The following is a 15,570-nucleotide window of genomic DNA, read 5'->3' on the forward strand; positions in this document are numbered from 1 at the left end:
TGATTTCTCCCATGGAAGAAGATGAAATTAAAAGAAAAGTTATAGAAGCATCTTCTGGAATCCCTGAGCTAGGAAAAATAGGAAGAGAAATTGAAACTATAGGTGTACTGCCAGTTCCTGATAGTATGCGTAAAATATCTTCATTAGACGTCTTTATATTTTGGGCAATGGCCAGCGCTTCTGCTGCTACACCTCTTGCAGGTTACTTACTTTATGGCGTAGGGATTCCTAACTTTTTAATAATAGTTTCTTTGGCAACTATTATTGGATTAATACCTGCAGGCCTTTTCTCCGAAATAGGGAGACAAAAGCCTATAGTCGCTTTAATTCAAGCCAGAGGAACTTTCGGGTATTTTCCTGCAAACGCGTTATCCTTACTTTACACATTCGTAAACATGGGGTGGTTTGGATTAAATTTAGCGGTAGGGGCAGAAATTTTATCATCTGTTAGTGGTATTTCTTTCGCTATTTGGTCTGTTATTCTAGGTATAATTCAGATAGTACTTGTAATATTTGGAGCAAAATGGTTAAATTACTTTTACAAGTTTACTTCTCCGCTTCTAATAATTAGCTACGGAGTTCTAGCTTTCTTCTTGTTTTATTGCTATCACCCTGCCCTTTCCACAATGATGATTCCGTCTATTCCAATAAACTGGGGGTTAGATATCAACCTTATACTAACGTTTTCAATACTTTCTTGGGCTTATAAAATAACTACAATAACAAGGTTTGCAAAACCTTACGATAGACCTTCTATTTCATATTTCTTATCTCCAACTCTAGGAATAATGCTACCAGTTTTCCTAATGGGTTTACTTGGTTATATTTCTCAAGCTGCCACTGGAAATTGGAACTTAGCAGCTGTCTATAAGCCAGGGGATCCAATATGGGTATTAGTTGCAGCAGTGGGAGCTTCGATAGCTATAATCCACACAAATTCAATGAATTTATACCCGGCAGTGGCTGATTTACTAGTGTCCATGGAGACCTTTATGAAGAGAATGAAAACTTATAGGCTTTCCCAACCATTGTCTGCAATAGTTTTAGGTTCGGTTTCAATAATTCTAGCGATCCTAGGAATATTAAATTATGTCGAAAATTTCCTATTATTAGTAGGAGATCTTATACTTCCTTTCACTTTTATATTGATAATAGATTGGTATACAGGGTTAAGAAACTCCGATATCCTATCTTTTTACTATAATAACGGATTAAAGGTCAAGGCACTTATAGCACTGACCATAGGATTTTTACTAAACTATTATAATATCTATGGAATAATAGGGTATTATTTCCCATATCAAGTTATAGGTAGTTTAATAGCAGCAGGAATATATTATATAGAAAAGAAAATATAATCATCGTAGGCGATAATATCAACCAATAGATTAACTTTCAAGCTAATCTAGTTTTTACCCTGCATTTGAATCTCTCTGCCGTAAATGTCCACTTTTCTCCGCTCTTTATCCATTGAGGATACTACGTAATCTGCGCAAAATAACCCCCATTTCATAACATAACCCGTTTTATTGCTTCCTCTTTCCTTGGATTATAAGCTCTATCTAAGGATTGTATAGCAATACCCTTCTTAGATTTTATAATATTTTTATAATCTTTAGAATATGATTTTTAATATCTATATCCATAGTATTGACTAATAAATCCACTTCGTAAAAGATCATGGGATAACCTATTTTCTCTATTATATTCTTCATTACAGTAACTTGAGGATTCTTATCTATTAAAGCGTAGTCCGACCTGGATAAAAACGCTGGAAAAGAGTATAGATTAAATATAACTGTTGGATAAAATTCATCATTATGCTTTTTAAGAGCCTCTACGTCTTTATGAACTACTATTTAAAGTATGCCTTCTTTCAAAATAGGAATGTAAACTGTTAAGAAAAATCTCTGAAACTGGCATATCATTTCTAACGATTTTTTATCTTTAACATAATGAAAATCCCATTCTGTTCCTAACTTATCCCAAGCACTGTTTATAGCATCTATTATTAGCCTTATCCCATCCACGTCTAGATAAATACCTCCAATAAGAGTACTGTTATCATCGACATGCTCGTCTAAAAACATTATACGCATAGGTCATAAAAATAGGCTGATTAATTAAAAATTGAGTATCAGATTAAATACATATGTCTCTGCAGGTATTTTCGTCCATGAATTCTTATAGAAATTGAGATAAAGCTTTTATCCTAATGTGAAAATATTAAATTGAACCTCGGAGCTCTGGTGAAAAACCGGGGCAGATGAAGGGGAAGGCTTGTTTTATACAGTCATGTTTAAATAACAGATTGTAAATATTTCCCCTTGCTTTAATTCATATTTATTCTTTTTGAGATCATAATGATAAGAACGGTATAATAATGTGAATATAAATTAAAAATTAGAATTAATTTTTGGAAGTTAAACCAATACTTTCAATTCAATAGCTTGAGGAATGTCGAGCATCCCTAAGAGAATCGAAACCGGCACTACATTATCTTCCACTTTATCCTTACTTAAGATATATATCTTTTTCATTCTTCCCAAAATTTTCTTCTCAGCCTTAACGTTACCAAACTTCACTTCAAACCCTAACATTTCTTCCCCACTTTTTATTACAGCATCTATCTCTCCTTTTGCTTTGGTATAAAACGTATCGTAGATTCTAGACAGATGGGAAATTACTATACTTTCAACTAATCTACTCTCTTCAGGCAAGTTAGTTAACGTCCAAAAGGCGAACGCCCTATATATGAATGGATCTATAAAATAGAACTTCTTTTCTTTCCTAGTTAGTACATTACCTTGTAGGTCTACCTGCTCTAAAACTTTAAGTAAGTATAGTTTCTCTAGAAGCTCTACATAGCTTATCGCAGTCTTCACTGTGCCAACTCCAAACGACCTTGAGAGAGTATGATAACTGAAATCGCTGGAAGTCCTTTCTATTATGCCTTTTATTGTGAGTTTAAAGAAAGTTTCACTTCTCTTTAACTTATTTACTTCACTAACTATACTAGATATGAAATCACTTATCGTTTCCTCGCTTACTTTCCCATATTTTATATAGTCCCTTATGGCGTTAGGAAATCCTCCTGTGATCAAATATTTTTCAAGAAGCTCATTTAATTCATGCAAGAACTGAATATTTCGCATATAGTTTGAAAGAACGAAGCTTAAATCTCCTTTCTGTACCTTAACGTTAAATAATTCTATATATTTTGAAAAAGGTAAAGGAAGCATTAATAAATTCTTGCCTTTACCTCTCCTTCCAGGAAAAGTCTCGATTTCCCTCTTTGCAGACATTGATAAAGACCCAGTAACAACTAGAACGTCATTTCTAAAATCTCCTTTATCTATCCTACTCTTTAAAGCCCTATACCATTCCTTAGGATAAGTTATCTCGTCTAGAAAAATGAAAGATGATGAAATGTTATTAGCCTTTCTAAACTTTATATATTCCTCTAAAACATCATCCAATTCCTTATAGTCCGCTAATTTATCACAGGAGAAATAGAAAATTGACTTAGGATTTATTTTTTCCTTCATCTAATAATTTCTTTATAAGTAATATTAACGCAGTGGACTTTCCTACTTGTCTAGGGCCGAAAATGAAGTTTAACGAGTAAGGAGATAAGCTCACTTTTCCAATAACGTCAGGAACCCACTTAACTTCCGACTCTTCATACTTTCTATATATCTCAATCTCAGTTATCCTCTCTTTAGAAATCCACCAAGGATTATATTCTTCTATCATCTGTGTATTCAGACTCCACAAGAGTTTAAAAATATTGTTTACTCTAACTCCACAAATATTTAAAAATAAGAACTGACTTACTTGTTACATGATAAGAATTACTAACTTCTACAGTAATAGTTTCATATAATTGATATATAAGGCGTAAACGAATATAAGGCTTAAGAGATTATAAGGACTTATGGAAGAGGAATTTGCCAAGTTCCTTGAGGATTATGCTAACTATCTGAAGAACAATAAGCAACCACTAATTGATATTCCTCTTTCACCAGACGATTTATTAGCAGAAGCTTCTCTTGGTCTCACAAATGGTTTTCACGAAGGGTTAAGGGGCTAGAACTAGGTGAGCCCGTGATAAAGGAGGATAAGGTGTACCTGCCATTTCGTTACAGATTACCTTGGTTTACTCCCCTTGACTTTCTCTCTATTGATAGTAACCTCTACACTCTAGACGCATACGATGGAGAGAAGTTTATCGCGTTTTCCTTGAAGGGGCTTTACAGTATGAAGTACGGTATGGAGTTGAAGAGGGGTAGAATACAGTCTTTCGCTTCAAAGCACGGTAGGAAGGGGAAAGAATTGTTGAGAAAATATTCCCACCGTGAGAAGAACCGCGTGTTGGATTATATTCACAAGTTCGTTAACAGTTTGCTGGAGATGTACCCTATGACGACATTTGCAGTTGAGAAGTTGAATAAGCAAGAGATGTTTGAAGATGCTAACGACTCCCTTTCTAAAAAGATTTCTAAGACTGTGTGGAGGACTATACACCGTGTGCTAAAGTATAAGGCACCGCTTTACGGTTCCTTTGTTAAGGAGGTAAACCCATACCTCACTTCAAAGTCCTGCCCCAGATGTGGATGGGTTTCCCGAAATGTTGGCAGGACTTTTCATTGTGAGAGGTGTGGGTTCACTCTAGATAGGCAATTGAACGCGTCACTAAATATTTACCTCAAAATGTGCGGGTTTCCCCACATCCGTTATATTCCGCGGGTGTGGGTTGGGGTTATCCCGCTAAAGGGGCGGAGGGGTAACGGGTTTACCCGTGACTCTGGTGAAGCCCAAGGGCTAAGGGTTGATATTAAATATTATGAAATCCTATGAAGCCCAAACCCCTTGTGCTAAGATAAGGTATATTATAGCCAGAAAGGATAACGAATTAATACTTGTCACTGCACATCCTGATCCAGATGCTGAAAACTTCATAGAATTTAACAAATAGAGACTTTATATAATAAATTAATCAACGCATTTATATTTTTATTCTCGATATAAAAGTAACTTGTACTAAAAATAAAATAATTTATTCTTTACATCTACTTTTCGCAATAAGGGATACTAGTAATATGAATAACTAAATTGTTTATTCTCTTTTTCTATATTAATCATAAAACTCAAATTAGCTCTAAAGCGTACCTACTTCTCGTCTTCAAGTTTATAATATTATTCATCTTTTACATATTATGGACGAGTTTGAGTACTTAGAAGATTTAAACAACGAAAGAACTAAGTCTTTTATAGAGAATGAAAATAAGAAAACAGAAGAAAAACTAGGTAAAAGAGCAAAGGAACTTTATCCAAAGCTTTTAGAAATTTACAAAGAACCTTACGTTCTAAGCATGTTTGCTTATGACGAAAATAACCCGGTTATCCTACTCTACGGGGAGAAAAACCAAGTACTCTTAGGGAATAAAGTAATTTATACTTCACCAAAGGATTACGTAGCTTCCTCAGTATGGAAAGTTTACAATTCTAAGGAAATAGGAGTTAGTATAGAAAAGAAGGGAAGCGATAAGATTACAACTTTCCTAATTTCCCCCGACGGTAAAACCACGGAATTAGGAGAAATGGTTGAATCTCCTTTTTATTTCAAAAATGAGTTATGTTATATAAAGAGTTACCGTTATTCTCCTCCACCTGATGGTGGAGAATATCCTGCTGACAGAGTATTTTGCGGTAATGAAATAGTTTACGGCAAAGATTTAAAGCCTGGCGAGTTCGTATCAATTAGAACTTTCGGAGATTTTATAACGCTGATCAGAAGTAAAGGCTGGAGGTATAGCGAACTTTATGCTGGCGAAGGTTTTGATTCTCTTAAAAAGATTGATGAGGGAGAAGTAATAGACGTAATTGATTACGTTCAAGGAAGTTTAATCTATCAGAAGAATGACTCAGTGTACCTAGATAAAAAGAAGATAATAAAATCCGATTACCCGATTTTAGGAGTCTCTTCTCTTAAAGAAACCTTGGCCGTTGAGGTTATAAAGGATTATAGAACCCCTTTATTGTTTTACAGCATTAATGGTGACAAGATAGGAGAGGAAATTCACGATAATATCCAGTTTATGGATAGTGAAGGACATTCATTATTTATTGTAGAAACCTCGTTCAATTATAAATTCAAGGTCTTAAGGAGAGTTAAGGAAAAGAGCGAAGAAACAATAATGCAGTACGGTAATTATGACGTAAAAGTTACGGACATATATGTTAAAGGAGACGTATTACTTCACGGGTTTCTCCTAACTAAGACTAATAATCCCAAGGGAGTTATAGTTTATGGTTATGGAGGGTTCAGAATTTCTTTACTCCCTTCATTTCCTATGTCTACAAGACTATTGCTTGACGAAGGGTACTCTGTTTTAATCACAAACTTGAGGGGAGGTTACGAAAACGGAGAAGAATGGCATAAGGCAGGAATGTTGCTTAATAAGAAAAACGTGTTCAAGGACTTTTCAGAATTCCTTAGATTAGTGAAGAGCTTGGGCGGTAAGACGATTGCTATGGGAGGAAGTAACGGTGGGCTTTTGGTAGGTGCTACAGAGAATGAATATCCTAACGTCATTGACTGTGCAGTAATTGGACACCCAGTGCTGGACATGTTGAGATATGATAAACTTTACGTAGGGAAATACTGGGTTGAGGAGTACGGAGATCCAAACGATCCTAAGTACAGAGATTACTTACTTTCTTACAGTCCTTATCATAATCTGAAGAAAGGGCTACCAAAGACTTTCGTATACACTGGAATTAACGACGATAGAGTTCATCCTGCTCATGCATTAAAGTACGTTGCTAAGTCTGAAAAACTAGGAAATGATGTCATGCTCTTTGTTAACGATTCTGGGCACGCAATAGCCGATCCTGAGTCTGAGGCTAGGGAATACTCATACGTTTTAGCCTTCATTGAGGAATGTACGTCAAGTAAATAACTTCTTTGCCTCAATGAGCATTTCTTCTATCCTTTTTAAGGAGACTTTAACGTCCTCCACAGAGTATTTTCTCTCGTGAAATCCCCATACATGTAAATCGTAACCAGCATTCCATCCGTCTAAAACCCAATAACCAAGTTTTTTAGAAAGAGTCTTGCTAGCTTTACCTAATAAGTAAGTGTACCACCTACCTTCTTTCAAAAACTCCTCGTATTCCTCCGTCTTAAATTTTTCCGCCAATGCCTTAACAACTTCTTCGGCAACTTTATAAGCTTTCTCTGAGGCTTGAACTACGTCACCTTTTTCAGCACACTCTTTGCTTTCCTGCATATATTTTTCAGCTAAACTTATTCTTTCCTTACTACTATCTTCAGGGTCTTCCCTACTTAAAATATCAAGTAAAGCCTCAGTAACGTCAATCCCTTTTTCCTCTAGTTTTCTTATTACTTCCTCTAACGGCATTCTATTTTCCATTTTTTATCTCTTCAATATTAACTTTTTCTTCATCTATAGTCACATAAGGAGTTTCTTTATACACTTTAGCAACAACGTGAGTGCTCGTTCTTTCAATTTCAGGCATATTTATCAATTTCTCTAGAAAATTCTTCATAAAATCTTCTCTGTTTTTGAACCTTGCTAACACTACAAAGTCCATATCTCCTAATACAAAATAAACTCCCCATACTCCTGGAAGTTGGGAAAGTTTCTTGCCTAAACTATCGTGATAGTCTTTTCCGTATCTTGCCCTAACTAAAGTGATAACTAGGTAATCTAAGTTTAAGCTGGCTGGGTCAACGTAAGTAAAATAGCCTTTTATTACGCCCATCTTTTCCATTTTCTTTATCCTATAGGCTACTGTTGATTTAGGAACTTTTACTTCCTCTGCTATTTTTTCTAAAGGATATTTTGCGTCATTTTGAATTATTTTGAGTATCTTTAAGTCTACCTCGTCTAGCTCCATAATATATAATTAGAAGAGGTAATTTAAACCTTATACATTTTATCGACGAATAAGTTGAATATACAACTAAATAAAAAGGGATTATCTTGGAAATTATACAGAGACATTCTGAAGCAAGATTTAAACTATTGTACTTTTTACAATAGCTGTCCTAAAATACTTAAATTCCGTCTAAACTACTAGTATCGCATGGATGAAGATCTCGTTAAATTGGTTAAAGAACATACTTTCGGAACTTGGAAAGTTCAAAAAACTTGGAATCCTTTAAACGTTGATAAAGCCGAAGGAGTATATTTTTACGCTAACGGTAAAAAGATCCTTGACTTCTCTTCTCAGTTAGTTAATGTAAATTTAGGCTACGGAAATAAAGAGGTAATAAAGAGTATAGAAGATCAACTGGAAAACCTCCAATATATTTCGCCTGCATTTGCCACAGAAGTTAGAGCTAGAGCAGTAAAATCCCTTCTGGAAGTGATGCCGAGCAATTTAACTAAGTTTTTCTTTTCCACCTCCGGAACAGAAGCAAATGAGGCTGCAATAAAAATTGCTAGGTTTTACAAATCTCCTTCATATAAAATACTCTCGAGGTATAGATCATATCACGGTTCAACTTTAGGTTCGTTAGCTTTAACTGGAGATTATAGAAGATGGTATGCCGAGCCCAACGTTGCTCCCGGTGTAGTTAAAATCCCAGAGCCTTATTGCTATAGATGTCCCTTCAAGTTAAAATACCCGGAATGTAATCTTGCCTGCGTTAATTACGTAGATTATGTAATAAAAAATGAAGGAAATGTTGCTGGAGTTATAGTAGAGCCAATAACTGGAACTAACGGCGTAATTGTCCCTCCAAAAGAATACTTACCTACTTTGAGGAAAATAACGAGAGAAAACGACGTACTCTTAATAACTGATGAAGTGATGACTGGTTGGGGAAGAGTTGGAGAATGGTTTGCAGTTAACCTATGGGGAGTTCAACCGGATATTCTAACTACAGCAAAGGGAGCTTCAGCATCTTACGTACCTATAGGTATAACTGCTGTAAGTAAGGAGATTGCAGACTTTTTTGAGGATAAGATGTTTGCACATGGTCATACTTTTGAAGCCCACCCTGTATCGTTATCGGCAATACCCGCAGTTATTGAAGAATATAAAAGAATGAATTTATTAGCTCACGTAAAGGCTATGGGTAGTTACCTTGGCGAGAGATTAAAAGAACTTAAGGAGAGGCATAAGAGTATTGGCGACGTAAGAGGAGTTGGGTTATTTTGGGCTATAGAATTTGTTAAGGACGAAAAACAGACTCCTTTTGGCACATATGAAGATAAGTACGAAGGAAGAGTCACTGAAGTTGATATTCTAGCAAAGAAATTGCTAGACGAAGGTGTTTACGTATTTAACGGGCCTTCATGGCTAGTTATTTCTCCACCTTTAATCATAAAGAAGGAGGAAATTGATGAAGGAATAGAGAAATTAGATGAGAAAATAAAATATCTGGACGAAAAATTCTCCAGTTAACCTTTTATTTTCTTTATAAGCTTCTCTGCTTTCTGCGTATAACTAACTAAAGCATTCCTTAAGTCTTTAATACTCATATTCTTCTGTTTTTCTTTTAATCCGTCAATTTTATTTAGTAAGTCTTCAAACTCTTTCTGAATATCGTCTATTTTCTTACCTTCTTTCTTAGCCTTTGCAATTTCTGAATTTATTGTATTGTGAAGAGTTGTGTAAAATCTCGTGGTATCTTTTAACACTGCATCTTTTGTATCATAAGCTTTCTTTCTTATTTCTTCTAAAACTTTTGAAAGTTCTTCAATAGGCATAGGAGGAATTTACATAGGAAAATTAAAAAACTAGCTAAGGTTCTCTTCAATAACTCTATAAGCGTTCCTCCAAAGTATTTGATCTTCATGATCTTCAATTAATAATTCCTTTATCTTAGTCACGTTTTCAAAACCTTGCGGAACTTCCGAAATTCCCAGAAAATCAGTGCCTATGGCAACGTAATCCCAACCAAAAGATTCTCCTATGTATTTTATATTTTCTATAATTCCCTTCAAGGTCTTCTCAGGTAACGTTGAGGTAATTGCTGTAATTCCTATTACTCCTCCGGTTTTTACTACGCATTCTAACTCTTCGTCATCGTAATTTCTTTCATGATCTTTTAGTCTCTTAGCATTACCATGAGAAATTATTACTGGTTTAGACGTAATAGAGCATACGTCTAACACTGTCCTCTTGCCTGCATGCGCTAAGTCAATTATTATCCCTAGTTTATTAGCTAGTTTAACCAACTCTTCTCCTTCAGCTGTTAAGCCGTAGTCCTTTTTAGAGAAGCAAGATGAAGCAAATTTTGTATCATAATTCCAAGTTAAACCTAAATTAAACACGTTAAGCTCTTTAAGAATATAAATATCTTCGTACTCCTTTAGAGCGTCTGTTCCTTCAAGGGAAAGCAAAAACTTTATTCCAGGCTTCTTTAAATCTTCCTTACTTCTCACAATGCTTACATAACCTGCTCTTTCTAGATAATAGTAAACTTTTAATTGAGATAATAAAATATCAAATGAAAAATTTGAAGACTTTATAGGAAAACCATATTTTGATGATAATTCTGCACTTCTCTCATTTATTACGTCAATATGAGGGAAAATTGATGAAAATATTATCACGTTACTATCTACGCTTTTTAGCATTTCGATACTTGATTGATCTTTACCGTGAATTATGTCCCTGCCCATTTGGTTTGCATAAGCAAAATCCTCGTGCAGGTCTATAAACATGTGAACCAATAATAGTATCTCTTCCCAAATTAAAATCTTCCTTTTTAGATTGGCATTTTTTAGAAAGAGTTTTATTAATATCATTTCGTATAAACATGAATATACTTGTATGTGCTTACTTTATCTAGTTTAAACTATTTAATAAAATTTAAAAAAGAGTATCTCATTATATTATACTTGATGGCGTCCCAATCTGCAGTCCAACAAATATTGGACCAGATAGATATAAGAAAATTGAATTAATTTTATTTGATAATAACTATATTAGCGGCAATAGGAGGCTTCCTATTTGGCTATGATACTTCGGTTATTGCAATTGCTTCTGTCTTCGTGCCTTATCATTTTACTGGGCTAGTTTACGGTTATGAAATAGCAAGTGCATCTTTAGGTGCAGCAATAGGTGCAATAATTGCCGTTGTCAATAGTTTCAGATAAACCGTGAAATTTATGTCATTTGTTGTCATTCAACATTCCTAACTATCCCTTAACGAAAGTTTATAATTTTTGTAGTTAATATTATCATGTAGAAGAGAACCCTACAATGAACTCGAGGAGCAATGTGAGGAGGATGGGTTCAATGAGGCTCTCCATGTCCTCGAAGGGAGTGGTTTAACTACCGCTCCCGTAGACGGCACGGGGAGCCGGACAAGGGGTATGAGGACGAGAGGTTGAATACAAATTCATGAAACCTCAATGAAAGTCCGACCCCTATTTCTACACTGATAGATTTGGTAGGAAATCGTTGCTGATTGTGGACGCCGCAATATATACTGCTGCCGCAATACTTTTCGCATTAACAATTAACGGAATAATGTTACTAGTGATGAGAACAATAATAGGAATAGCAATTGGTGCAGACTCAGCTGTAGCAACTGCTTACATTACAGAATACGCTCCAAAGGATAAGAGAGGTTCGTTAGCAATAATACAACAATGGATGATAACTATTGGTATATTAGGTTCCTATTTCGTAGGTAGTACAGTACTTTTCATAGCTCCCAGTTTAGCTTATACTGTTGATTGGAGGTTAATATTAGGATTAGCTGCAATTCCAGCAATAATAGGCTTAGTCTTTAGGTTCATGATGCCAGAATCTCCAAGATGGTTACTACTTTCTGGCCAGGTTGATAAATTAAAGGCTTCTCTGAGGAGGTTCGGAGTTATCGTAAGCGACGATTTAATTAATAGGGCAATTAGCGAAGTTAGATATGAGGAAAGCCAGAAATTTGATACTGCAACCAAGAGGGCATTCCTAGTTGTAGCCTTATGGATAATATTCCAGCAAATTACCGGAATAAATGTACCATTCTATTACGGTCCCGCTATAATTCTTCAATTGCACTTGTTTGGAAGTACCTCTAACCCGGTTTATTCCGAAATATATTCTGTATTAGCTGCATCGATTTTAGCAGTAATTAATACTACTGCAACATACATTGCTTTCAAATACATAGACCGCATAGGAAGAAGGACATTAGCAATCTCCGCTTATATTGGAATGTTTGCCTCAGACCTCATTGGAGGAATACTAGTAATGAACGGAATTCTGGTAGGTGCACTATTCGCATTTGCTGGTTTTATAATATTCTTCGCATACGGAGTTGGCGGTACTGGATGGTTAATTCAAGCTGAATACTTTAAGACTGCTGTGAGAGGGAGAATGGCTGCAATAATCGCTCTACTAGATTGGTTAGCTAATTTTGCAATAATTGAAGTTTTCCCAGTAATGCTATCTAGCGTTGGACTTGCAGGTTCAATGTTCATATTCAGTGCATTAGACGCGATAGCCTTAGCAATAGTTTACTTCTTGCTACCGGAAACTAAGGGCTTATCATTGGAGCAAGTAGTTAAAATGTTTGGAGAAACTCCAGTTTCTCAACTGAGGAAAGGAAGGGAATTAGTCCTACAAAAGGAGGAAAAGGAAATAGCAAGAGAATAAGGTATTTTTCTTTCTTCTCCTCTCTCTTTTTTCTTTCTAGTTTTCACTTTTTCAAATAATCTTTTTGCTACTTACTTTTTCTTCATACTTTCTATAAACTTTATAAACTATATAACTCTCCATACATTATGCGTAAATATTGGTTATTCCTCGTATTTTTTGTGTTATTATCGATTTTAATAAAAATATTTGGCGAAGATAATCCAATAAACGTTTACCTTTTTGAGCTTATTAATTATCATCAGGTTAGTTATCTAAATGCTTTCATGGTTGATTTATCTAAATACGGCAGATGCTACGTATGGATTCCTCTTAATGCGTTACTTTTAATCTTCAAAAAAACTAGGAGAACTGGAATAACATTAGCTGCGTCATTTATCTTAGCAATAATACTAGGTGAGGTAAGTAAATACATAATGGCTGAACCTAGACCATTTTATTTTATTCACTCAAATTTACTAATACCTAAACCTCACGATTATAGCTATCCTTCTGGCCACGCATTAATTGTAGGAGATGGAGCAGCAGTTTTAGCGTTGTCTTCACCAAAATGGTTGTGGATCCCTCTTTTAATAGAGGCATTGCTAGTTTCATATTCTAGAGTTTACGTCGGAGTTCATTGGCCTGCTGATATATTAGGGGGTTGGCTATTGGCCTTGTGGATAGCTTACTTTACTGTGGAAGAGGAAAGGAAGGGATTACTAGCTCCTGTAGAGAAAATATTCAAGGTCTGTTAAAATTCCTATTTACATGTAAGTATCAATTAAAAGGGAAGTCGGATATTGACTAAGAATAAAAACGAGGAAATAGTAGCTGTTATAGTTAAAAATGGAAATAAAAGTTTATAAGATCTCATAACGTGTTAAAGAGATTCATTAGAATAAGATAATTATAGGAAAACTAAAATTCTAGTTTTTTATCGAGTGTATTTTACGCAGTTAAATTCTTTTGATACTTAAAGCCCTTAAAGAACTACGTTAAAAAGTTACAGTTTAACAATATGTTTACAAGAAAATTGCACAAAATAATGCAAACCTTCTACTATCAAGGCCTTACCTTTGTTACAGACTGGGCATTGCATTTCCTTAAAATCTCTTTTTAGAGAAATTACTGTATAGTCAGATAATTCTCCCTTTTCATCAATAAAATCGATATAATTTAGATTATTTAATATAATTTCTGCTTCATGAGTACTAATATTAAGCTCTTTAGAAAGTTCGGTAGGAGATAATTTTCCTTTCTTAACTAAGACGTCTATTGCCTTATCATAATACTCCTTCTTTTTTATTTTCTTTAACTTCCTAACTTCCTCTTTAATTTGGGATCCCATCTCTTCATAGCTCTTACTAATTGCATTATCGAATTTTTTAGTTTCAACATAATATTTTCCAAAATAAGCCAACCATCCAGGAATTCTAAAAGTTAAATTAAGTGCAGACGAAATTATATAATCGTCGTAACTTATTTTAGCAGAATTAAAACCATCTATAAGCATTTTCTCTGCATCCTCAAATGATATTTCTCTTATATCATATTCCTCTATATGCCTACCGTGGAGCTCTTCTGTATAGTCCTTACTTAATAATAACTCTGCAGGTCTAATTATTGACCCCGTCATAACTACCTTTATTTTATCATAATACTCGTCAGAAATCTTTTTCAGAAATTGTAAGAAAAGTGACCTATCACCTTTCCAATTCTCATACACATATTGCAGTTCATCAAACATGATGATTATCTTAGAGTTCTCTGAGGCCTCATATAAGATATCCGCAACTAAGGATAGATCTAAGGAGAATGGAAATGCAAAACTTTTTCCTTTATTAAAAGATGCACCTACACTACCTAAGTTGACTCCACCGCCTAGTGATTTGGCAGTAGATAATTGTTCCTCTATTTTTTCGCTAAAAGCTTTAGCATAAGTAGGGATTTTCCTCACATTCAACTTTTTTAGAGTATAATTAGTTATTCCTCTTCTTAACAACAGATTTGATAATGAAATAGGACTACTTACAGCGTCCAGCTTTACCATTATCGGAATCCAATAGTCTTTGACTCCAAATTTTTCCTTGTATTCCCCATTACTTAAAATCTTTAGTAAAGTGAGTAGTAAGCTAGATTTCCCGCTCCTTCTAGGCCCCTTAATAAAGAAAAGAGTGAGATCTTGTTTAGAAACAAGATTTACGAGTTTCTTAAGATCATTCTGTCTACCATAAAGTAACTCTGGAATAAATCTCTCCTTATCGCTAAATATTTCTGCATAAGAAAACGTCATTATCCCATTCCTTGCTATATTTAATAAAAGTCCCAAGAAAGAAAAGTTCTTTTACTTTATCATTTTAGGGCTTTCTATGATACTCGAGGAAATGCGGAAAAAAGGCTTTAAGAAATTGACTGGACCTCCTGAGGATTGGCTAAAAACTTTCACTTCAATGGAGTGGGGTTTCAGAGAGAAGGAAAGATTAAAAAGAGAATTGGATAAAATTCAGCCCGGAGATATATTTATTTTCCACTCAATGAAGCCAGAGTATATATCAGCAGATTTTCTTCCTACCGGAATCATAGGTGTCGGAGTTGTTGGAGAAAAGAAAATAGGCATTGACGAGGAAGCTTACTTTGAGGATAAGAATCTAAGGCCTTTAAGGATAGTCTTTAAGGAAATTTGGTGGTTTGGAGAATATGAAAAGATTTCTACAGAAAAATTTCCTATAAAGGCTAAAAAGGGTACAGATTTCTTAATTAGAGAAATATATTATTTACTAAAAAATTGTATAACTTTCCAAGAAATGAGAGAGCACGACTGCGTAATATCCACTCAAGGTGCTATACAAAACGTAAGCAGAGAAAAACGACTTAGGTTAATAGAGTTAATAAAGCCTAGATTAAGAGAACCCATAATTAGAAGATAGAAAACTTTCAGCCTAC

General features: G+C 34.7%; 15 protein-coding genes and 2 pseudogenes. 9 read left to right on the forward strand and 8 right to left on the reverse strand.

The window, feature by feature from the left end:
• The first annotated feature begins 11 nt into the window (after nucleotides 1-11).
• Nucleotides 12-1,358 carry a purine-cytosine permease family protein gene (locus D1866_RS09805; protein ID WP_152939494.1) on the forward strand — a complete coding sequence of 449 codons (1,347 nt, stop codon included), beginning with the start codon at nucleotides 12-14 and terminating at the stop codon, nucleotides 1,356-1,358.
• A gap of 501 nt (nucleotides 1,359-1,859) precedes the next feature.
• Here the strand turns inward: D1866_RS09805 and D1866_RS09810 are convergent.
• The 3 genes from D1866_RS09810 to D1866_RS13545 form a co-directional block, all read right to left on the reverse strand.
• Nucleotides 1,860-2,099 (reverse strand): hypothetical protein, encoded by a 240-nt coding sequence (locus D1866_RS09810; RefSeq protein WP_152939496.1) that lies wholly within the window; start codon nucleotides 2,097-2,099, stop codon nucleotides 1,860-1,862.
• A 324-nt stretch (nucleotides 2,100-2,423) separates the two neighbouring features.
• On the reverse strand, nucleotides 2,424-3,548 hold the full coding sequence (locus tag D1866_RS09815; protein WP_231136313.1) for an ATP-binding protein: 1,125 nt from the start codon (nucleotides 3,546-3,548) through the stop codon (nucleotides 2,424-2,426).
• Nucleotides 3,526-3,756 (reverse strand): hypothetical protein, encoded by a 231-nt coding sequence (locus tag D1866_RS13545; RefSeq protein ID WP_231136314.1) that lies wholly within the window; start codon nucleotides 3,754-3,756, stop codon nucleotides 3,526-3,528. Before D1866_RS13545 ends, D1866_RS09815 begins: the two co-directional genes overlap by 23 nt.
• A gap of 181 nt (nucleotides 3,757-3,937) precedes the next feature.
• Between D1866_RS13545 and D1866_RS09820 the strand changes: the two genes are divergently transcribed.
• From D1866_RS09820 to D1866_RS09830, 3 genes and pseudogenes are all read left to right on the forward strand, one after another.
• Nucleotides 3,938-4,093 (forward strand): hypothetical protein, encoded by a 156-nt coding sequence (locus tag D1866_RS09820; RefSeq protein ID WP_152939498.1) that lies wholly within the window; start codon nucleotides 3,938-3,940, stop codon nucleotides 4,091-4,093.
• Nucleotides 4,045-4,860: pseudogene (locus D1866_RS09825) on the forward strand (RNA-guided endonuclease InsQ/TnpB family protein); the annotation flags it as partial. The gene D1866_RS09820 and the pseudogene D1866_RS09825, both read left to right, overlap by 49 nt.
• A 359-nt stretch (nucleotides 4,861-5,219) precedes the next feature.
• The gene (locus D1866_RS09830; RefSeq protein WP_152939500.1) at nucleotides 5,220-6,965 is read left to right on the forward strand and encodes a prolyl oligopeptidase family serine peptidase; all 1,746 of its coding nucleotides are present in this window, start codon (nucleotides 5,220-5,222) and stop codon (nucleotides 6,963-6,965) included.
• Here D1866_RS09830 and D1866_RS09835 read toward each other — a convergent pair.
• Together D1866_RS09835 and D1866_RS09840 are read right to left on the reverse strand one after the other, a co-directional pair.
• Nucleotides 6,954-7,439: a PaREP1 family protein gene (locus D1866_RS09835; protein ID WP_152939502.1), complete on the reverse strand. Its 486-nt coding sequence runs from the start codon at nucleotides 7,437-7,439 to the stop codon at nucleotides 6,954-6,956. The two genes, D1866_RS09830 and D1866_RS09835, sit on opposite strands and share 12 nt — an antisense overlap.
• On the reverse strand, nucleotides 7,429-7,926 hold the full coding sequence (locus D1866_RS09840) for an Lrp/AsnC family transcriptional regulator (RefSeq protein ID WP_152939505.1): 498 nt from the start codon (nucleotides 7,924-7,926) through the stop codon (nucleotides 7,429-7,431). Before D1866_RS09840 ends, D1866_RS09835 begins: the two co-directional genes overlap by 11 nt.
• A 189-nt stretch (nucleotides 7,927-8,115) precedes the next feature.
• On the opposite strand from D1866_RS09840, the gene D1866_RS09845 reads away from it, so the two are divergent.
• Nucleotides 8,116-9,441, forward strand: a complete 1,326-nt coding sequence (locus tag D1866_RS09845) for an aminotransferase family protein (protein WP_152939507.1) — start codon at nucleotides 8,116-8,118, stop codon at nucleotides 9,439-9,441.
• On the opposite strand, the gene D1866_RS09850 is transcribed toward D1866_RS09845, so the two are convergent.
• Together D1866_RS09850 and D1866_RS09855 are read right to left on the reverse strand one after the other, a co-directional pair.
• Nucleotides 9,438-9,746, reverse strand: coding sequence for a hypothetical protein (locus tag D1866_RS09850; protein ID WP_152939509.1), 309 nt, complete (start codon nucleotides 9,744-9,746; stop codon nucleotides 9,438-9,440). The genes D1866_RS09845 and D1866_RS09850 overlap by 4 nt on opposite strands.
• 30 nt (nucleotides 9,747-9,776) lie before the next feature.
• Entirely contained in the window at nucleotides 9,777-10,706 is a 930-nt protein-coding gene (locus D1866_RS09855; RefSeq protein ID WP_152939511.1) for a dipeptidase, read from the reverse strand.
• 249 nt (nucleotides 10,707-10,955) lie between these two features.
• On the opposite strand from D1866_RS09855, the gene D1866_RS09860 reads away from it, so the two are divergent.
• The 3 genes and pseudogenes from D1866_RS09860 to sepP all read left to right on the forward strand — a co-directional run bounded on the left by D1866_RS09860 (nucleotide 10,956) and on the right by sepP (nucleotide 13,382).
• Complete coding sequence (locus D1866_RS09860) at nucleotides 10,956-11,141, forward strand: hypothetical protein (RefSeq protein ID WP_231136315.1); 186 nt, start codon at nucleotides 10,956-10,958, stop codon at nucleotides 11,139-11,141.
• A gap of 289 nt (nucleotides 11,142-11,430) precedes the next feature.
• Nucleotides 11,431-12,645 (forward strand): annotated as a pseudogene (locus D1866_RS09865) (MFS transporter); the annotation flags it as partial.
• 128 nt (nucleotides 12,646-12,773) lie between these two features.
• Nucleotides 12,774-13,382, forward strand: a complete 609-nt coding sequence (sepP, locus tag D1866_RS09870) for an undecaprenyl-diphosphatase SepP (RefSeq protein ID WP_152939513.1) — start codon at nucleotides 12,774-12,776, stop codon at nucleotides 13,380-13,382.
• Nucleotides 13,383-13,630: 248 nt separating this feature from the next.
• On the opposite strand, the gene D1866_RS09875 is transcribed toward sepP, so the two are convergent.
• Nucleotides 13,631-14,920 (reverse strand): ATP-binding protein, encoded by a 1,290-nt coding sequence (locus D1866_RS09875; RefSeq protein WP_152939515.1) that lies wholly within the window; start codon nucleotides 14,918-14,920, stop codon nucleotides 13,631-13,633.
• A gap of 76 nt (nucleotides 14,921-14,996) precedes the next feature.
• On the opposite strand from D1866_RS09875, the gene D1866_RS09880 reads away from it, so the two are divergent.
• Nucleotides 14,997-15,554, forward strand: coding sequence for a hypothetical protein (locus tag D1866_RS09880; RefSeq protein WP_152939517.1), 558 nt, complete (start codon nucleotides 14,997-14,999; stop codon nucleotides 15,552-15,554).
• Nucleotides 15,555-15,570: the final 16 nt, after the last annotated feature.

Origin of the sequence: Acidianus ambivalens (assembly GCF_009729015.1) — an archaeon.
Taxonomy (GTDB): Archaea; Thermoproteota; Thermoprotei_A; order Sulfolobales; family Sulfolobaceae; genus Acidianus; species Acidianus ambivalens.

Excerpts from the sequence above, each read along its gene's own strand:
- D1866_RS09855 (WP_152939511.1), bottom strand. The coding sequence starts at position 10,706 with ATGTTTATAGACCTGCACGAGGATTTTGCTTATGCAAACCAAATGGGC.
- D1866_RS09835 (WP_152939502.1), bottom strand. The coding sequence starts at position 7,439 with ATGGAAAATAGAATGCCGTTAGAGGAAGTAATAAGAAAACTAGAGGAA.
- D1866_RS09820 (WP_152939498.1), top strand. The coding sequence starts at position 3,938 with ATGGAAGAGGAATTTGCCAAGTTCCTTGAGGATTATGCTAACTATCTG.
- D1866_RS09880 (WP_152939517.1), top strand. The coding sequence starts at position 14,997 with ATGATACTCGAGGAAATGCGGAAAAAAGGCTTTAAGAAATTGACTGGA.
- D1866_RS09815 (WP_231136313.1), bottom strand. The coding sequence starts at position 3,548 with ATGAAGGAAAAAATAAATCCTAAGTCAATTTTCTATTTCTCCTGTGAT.
- D1866_RS09830 (WP_152939500.1), top strand. The coding sequence starts at position 5,220 with ATGGACGAGTTTGAGTACTTAGAAGATTTAAACAACGAAAGAACTAAG.
- D1866_RS09850 (WP_152939509.1), bottom strand. The coding sequence starts at position 9,746 with ATGCCTATTGAAGAACTTTCAAAAGTTTTAGAAGAAATAAGAAAGAAA.
- D1866_RS09845 (WP_152939507.1), top strand. The coding sequence starts at position 8,116 with ATGGATGAAGATCTCGTTAAATTGGTTAAAGAACATACTTTCGGAACT.
- D1866_RS09805 (WP_152939494.1), top strand. The coding sequence starts at position 12 with ATGGAAGAAGATGAAATTAAAAGAAAAGTTATAGAAGCATCTTCTGGA.
- D1866_RS13545 (WP_231136314.1), bottom strand. The coding sequence starts at position 3,756 with ATGATAGAAGAATATAATCCTTGGTGGATTTCTAAAGAGAGGATAACT.
- D1866_RS09875 (WP_152939515.1), bottom strand. The coding sequence starts at position 14,920 with ATGACGTTTTCTTATGCAGAAATATTTAGCGATAAGGAGAGATTTATT.
- D1866_RS09840 (WP_152939505.1), bottom strand. The coding sequence starts at position 7,926 with ATGGAGCTAGACGAGGTAGACTTAAAGATACTCAAAATAATTCAAAAT.
- sepP (WP_152939513.1), top strand. The coding sequence starts at position 12,774 with ATGCGTAAATATTGGTTATTCCTCGTATTTTTTGTGTTATTATCGATT.
- D1866_RS09810 (WP_152939496.1), bottom strand. The coding sequence starts at position 2,099 with ATGCGTATAATGTTTTTAGACGAGCATGTCGATGATAACAGTACTCTT.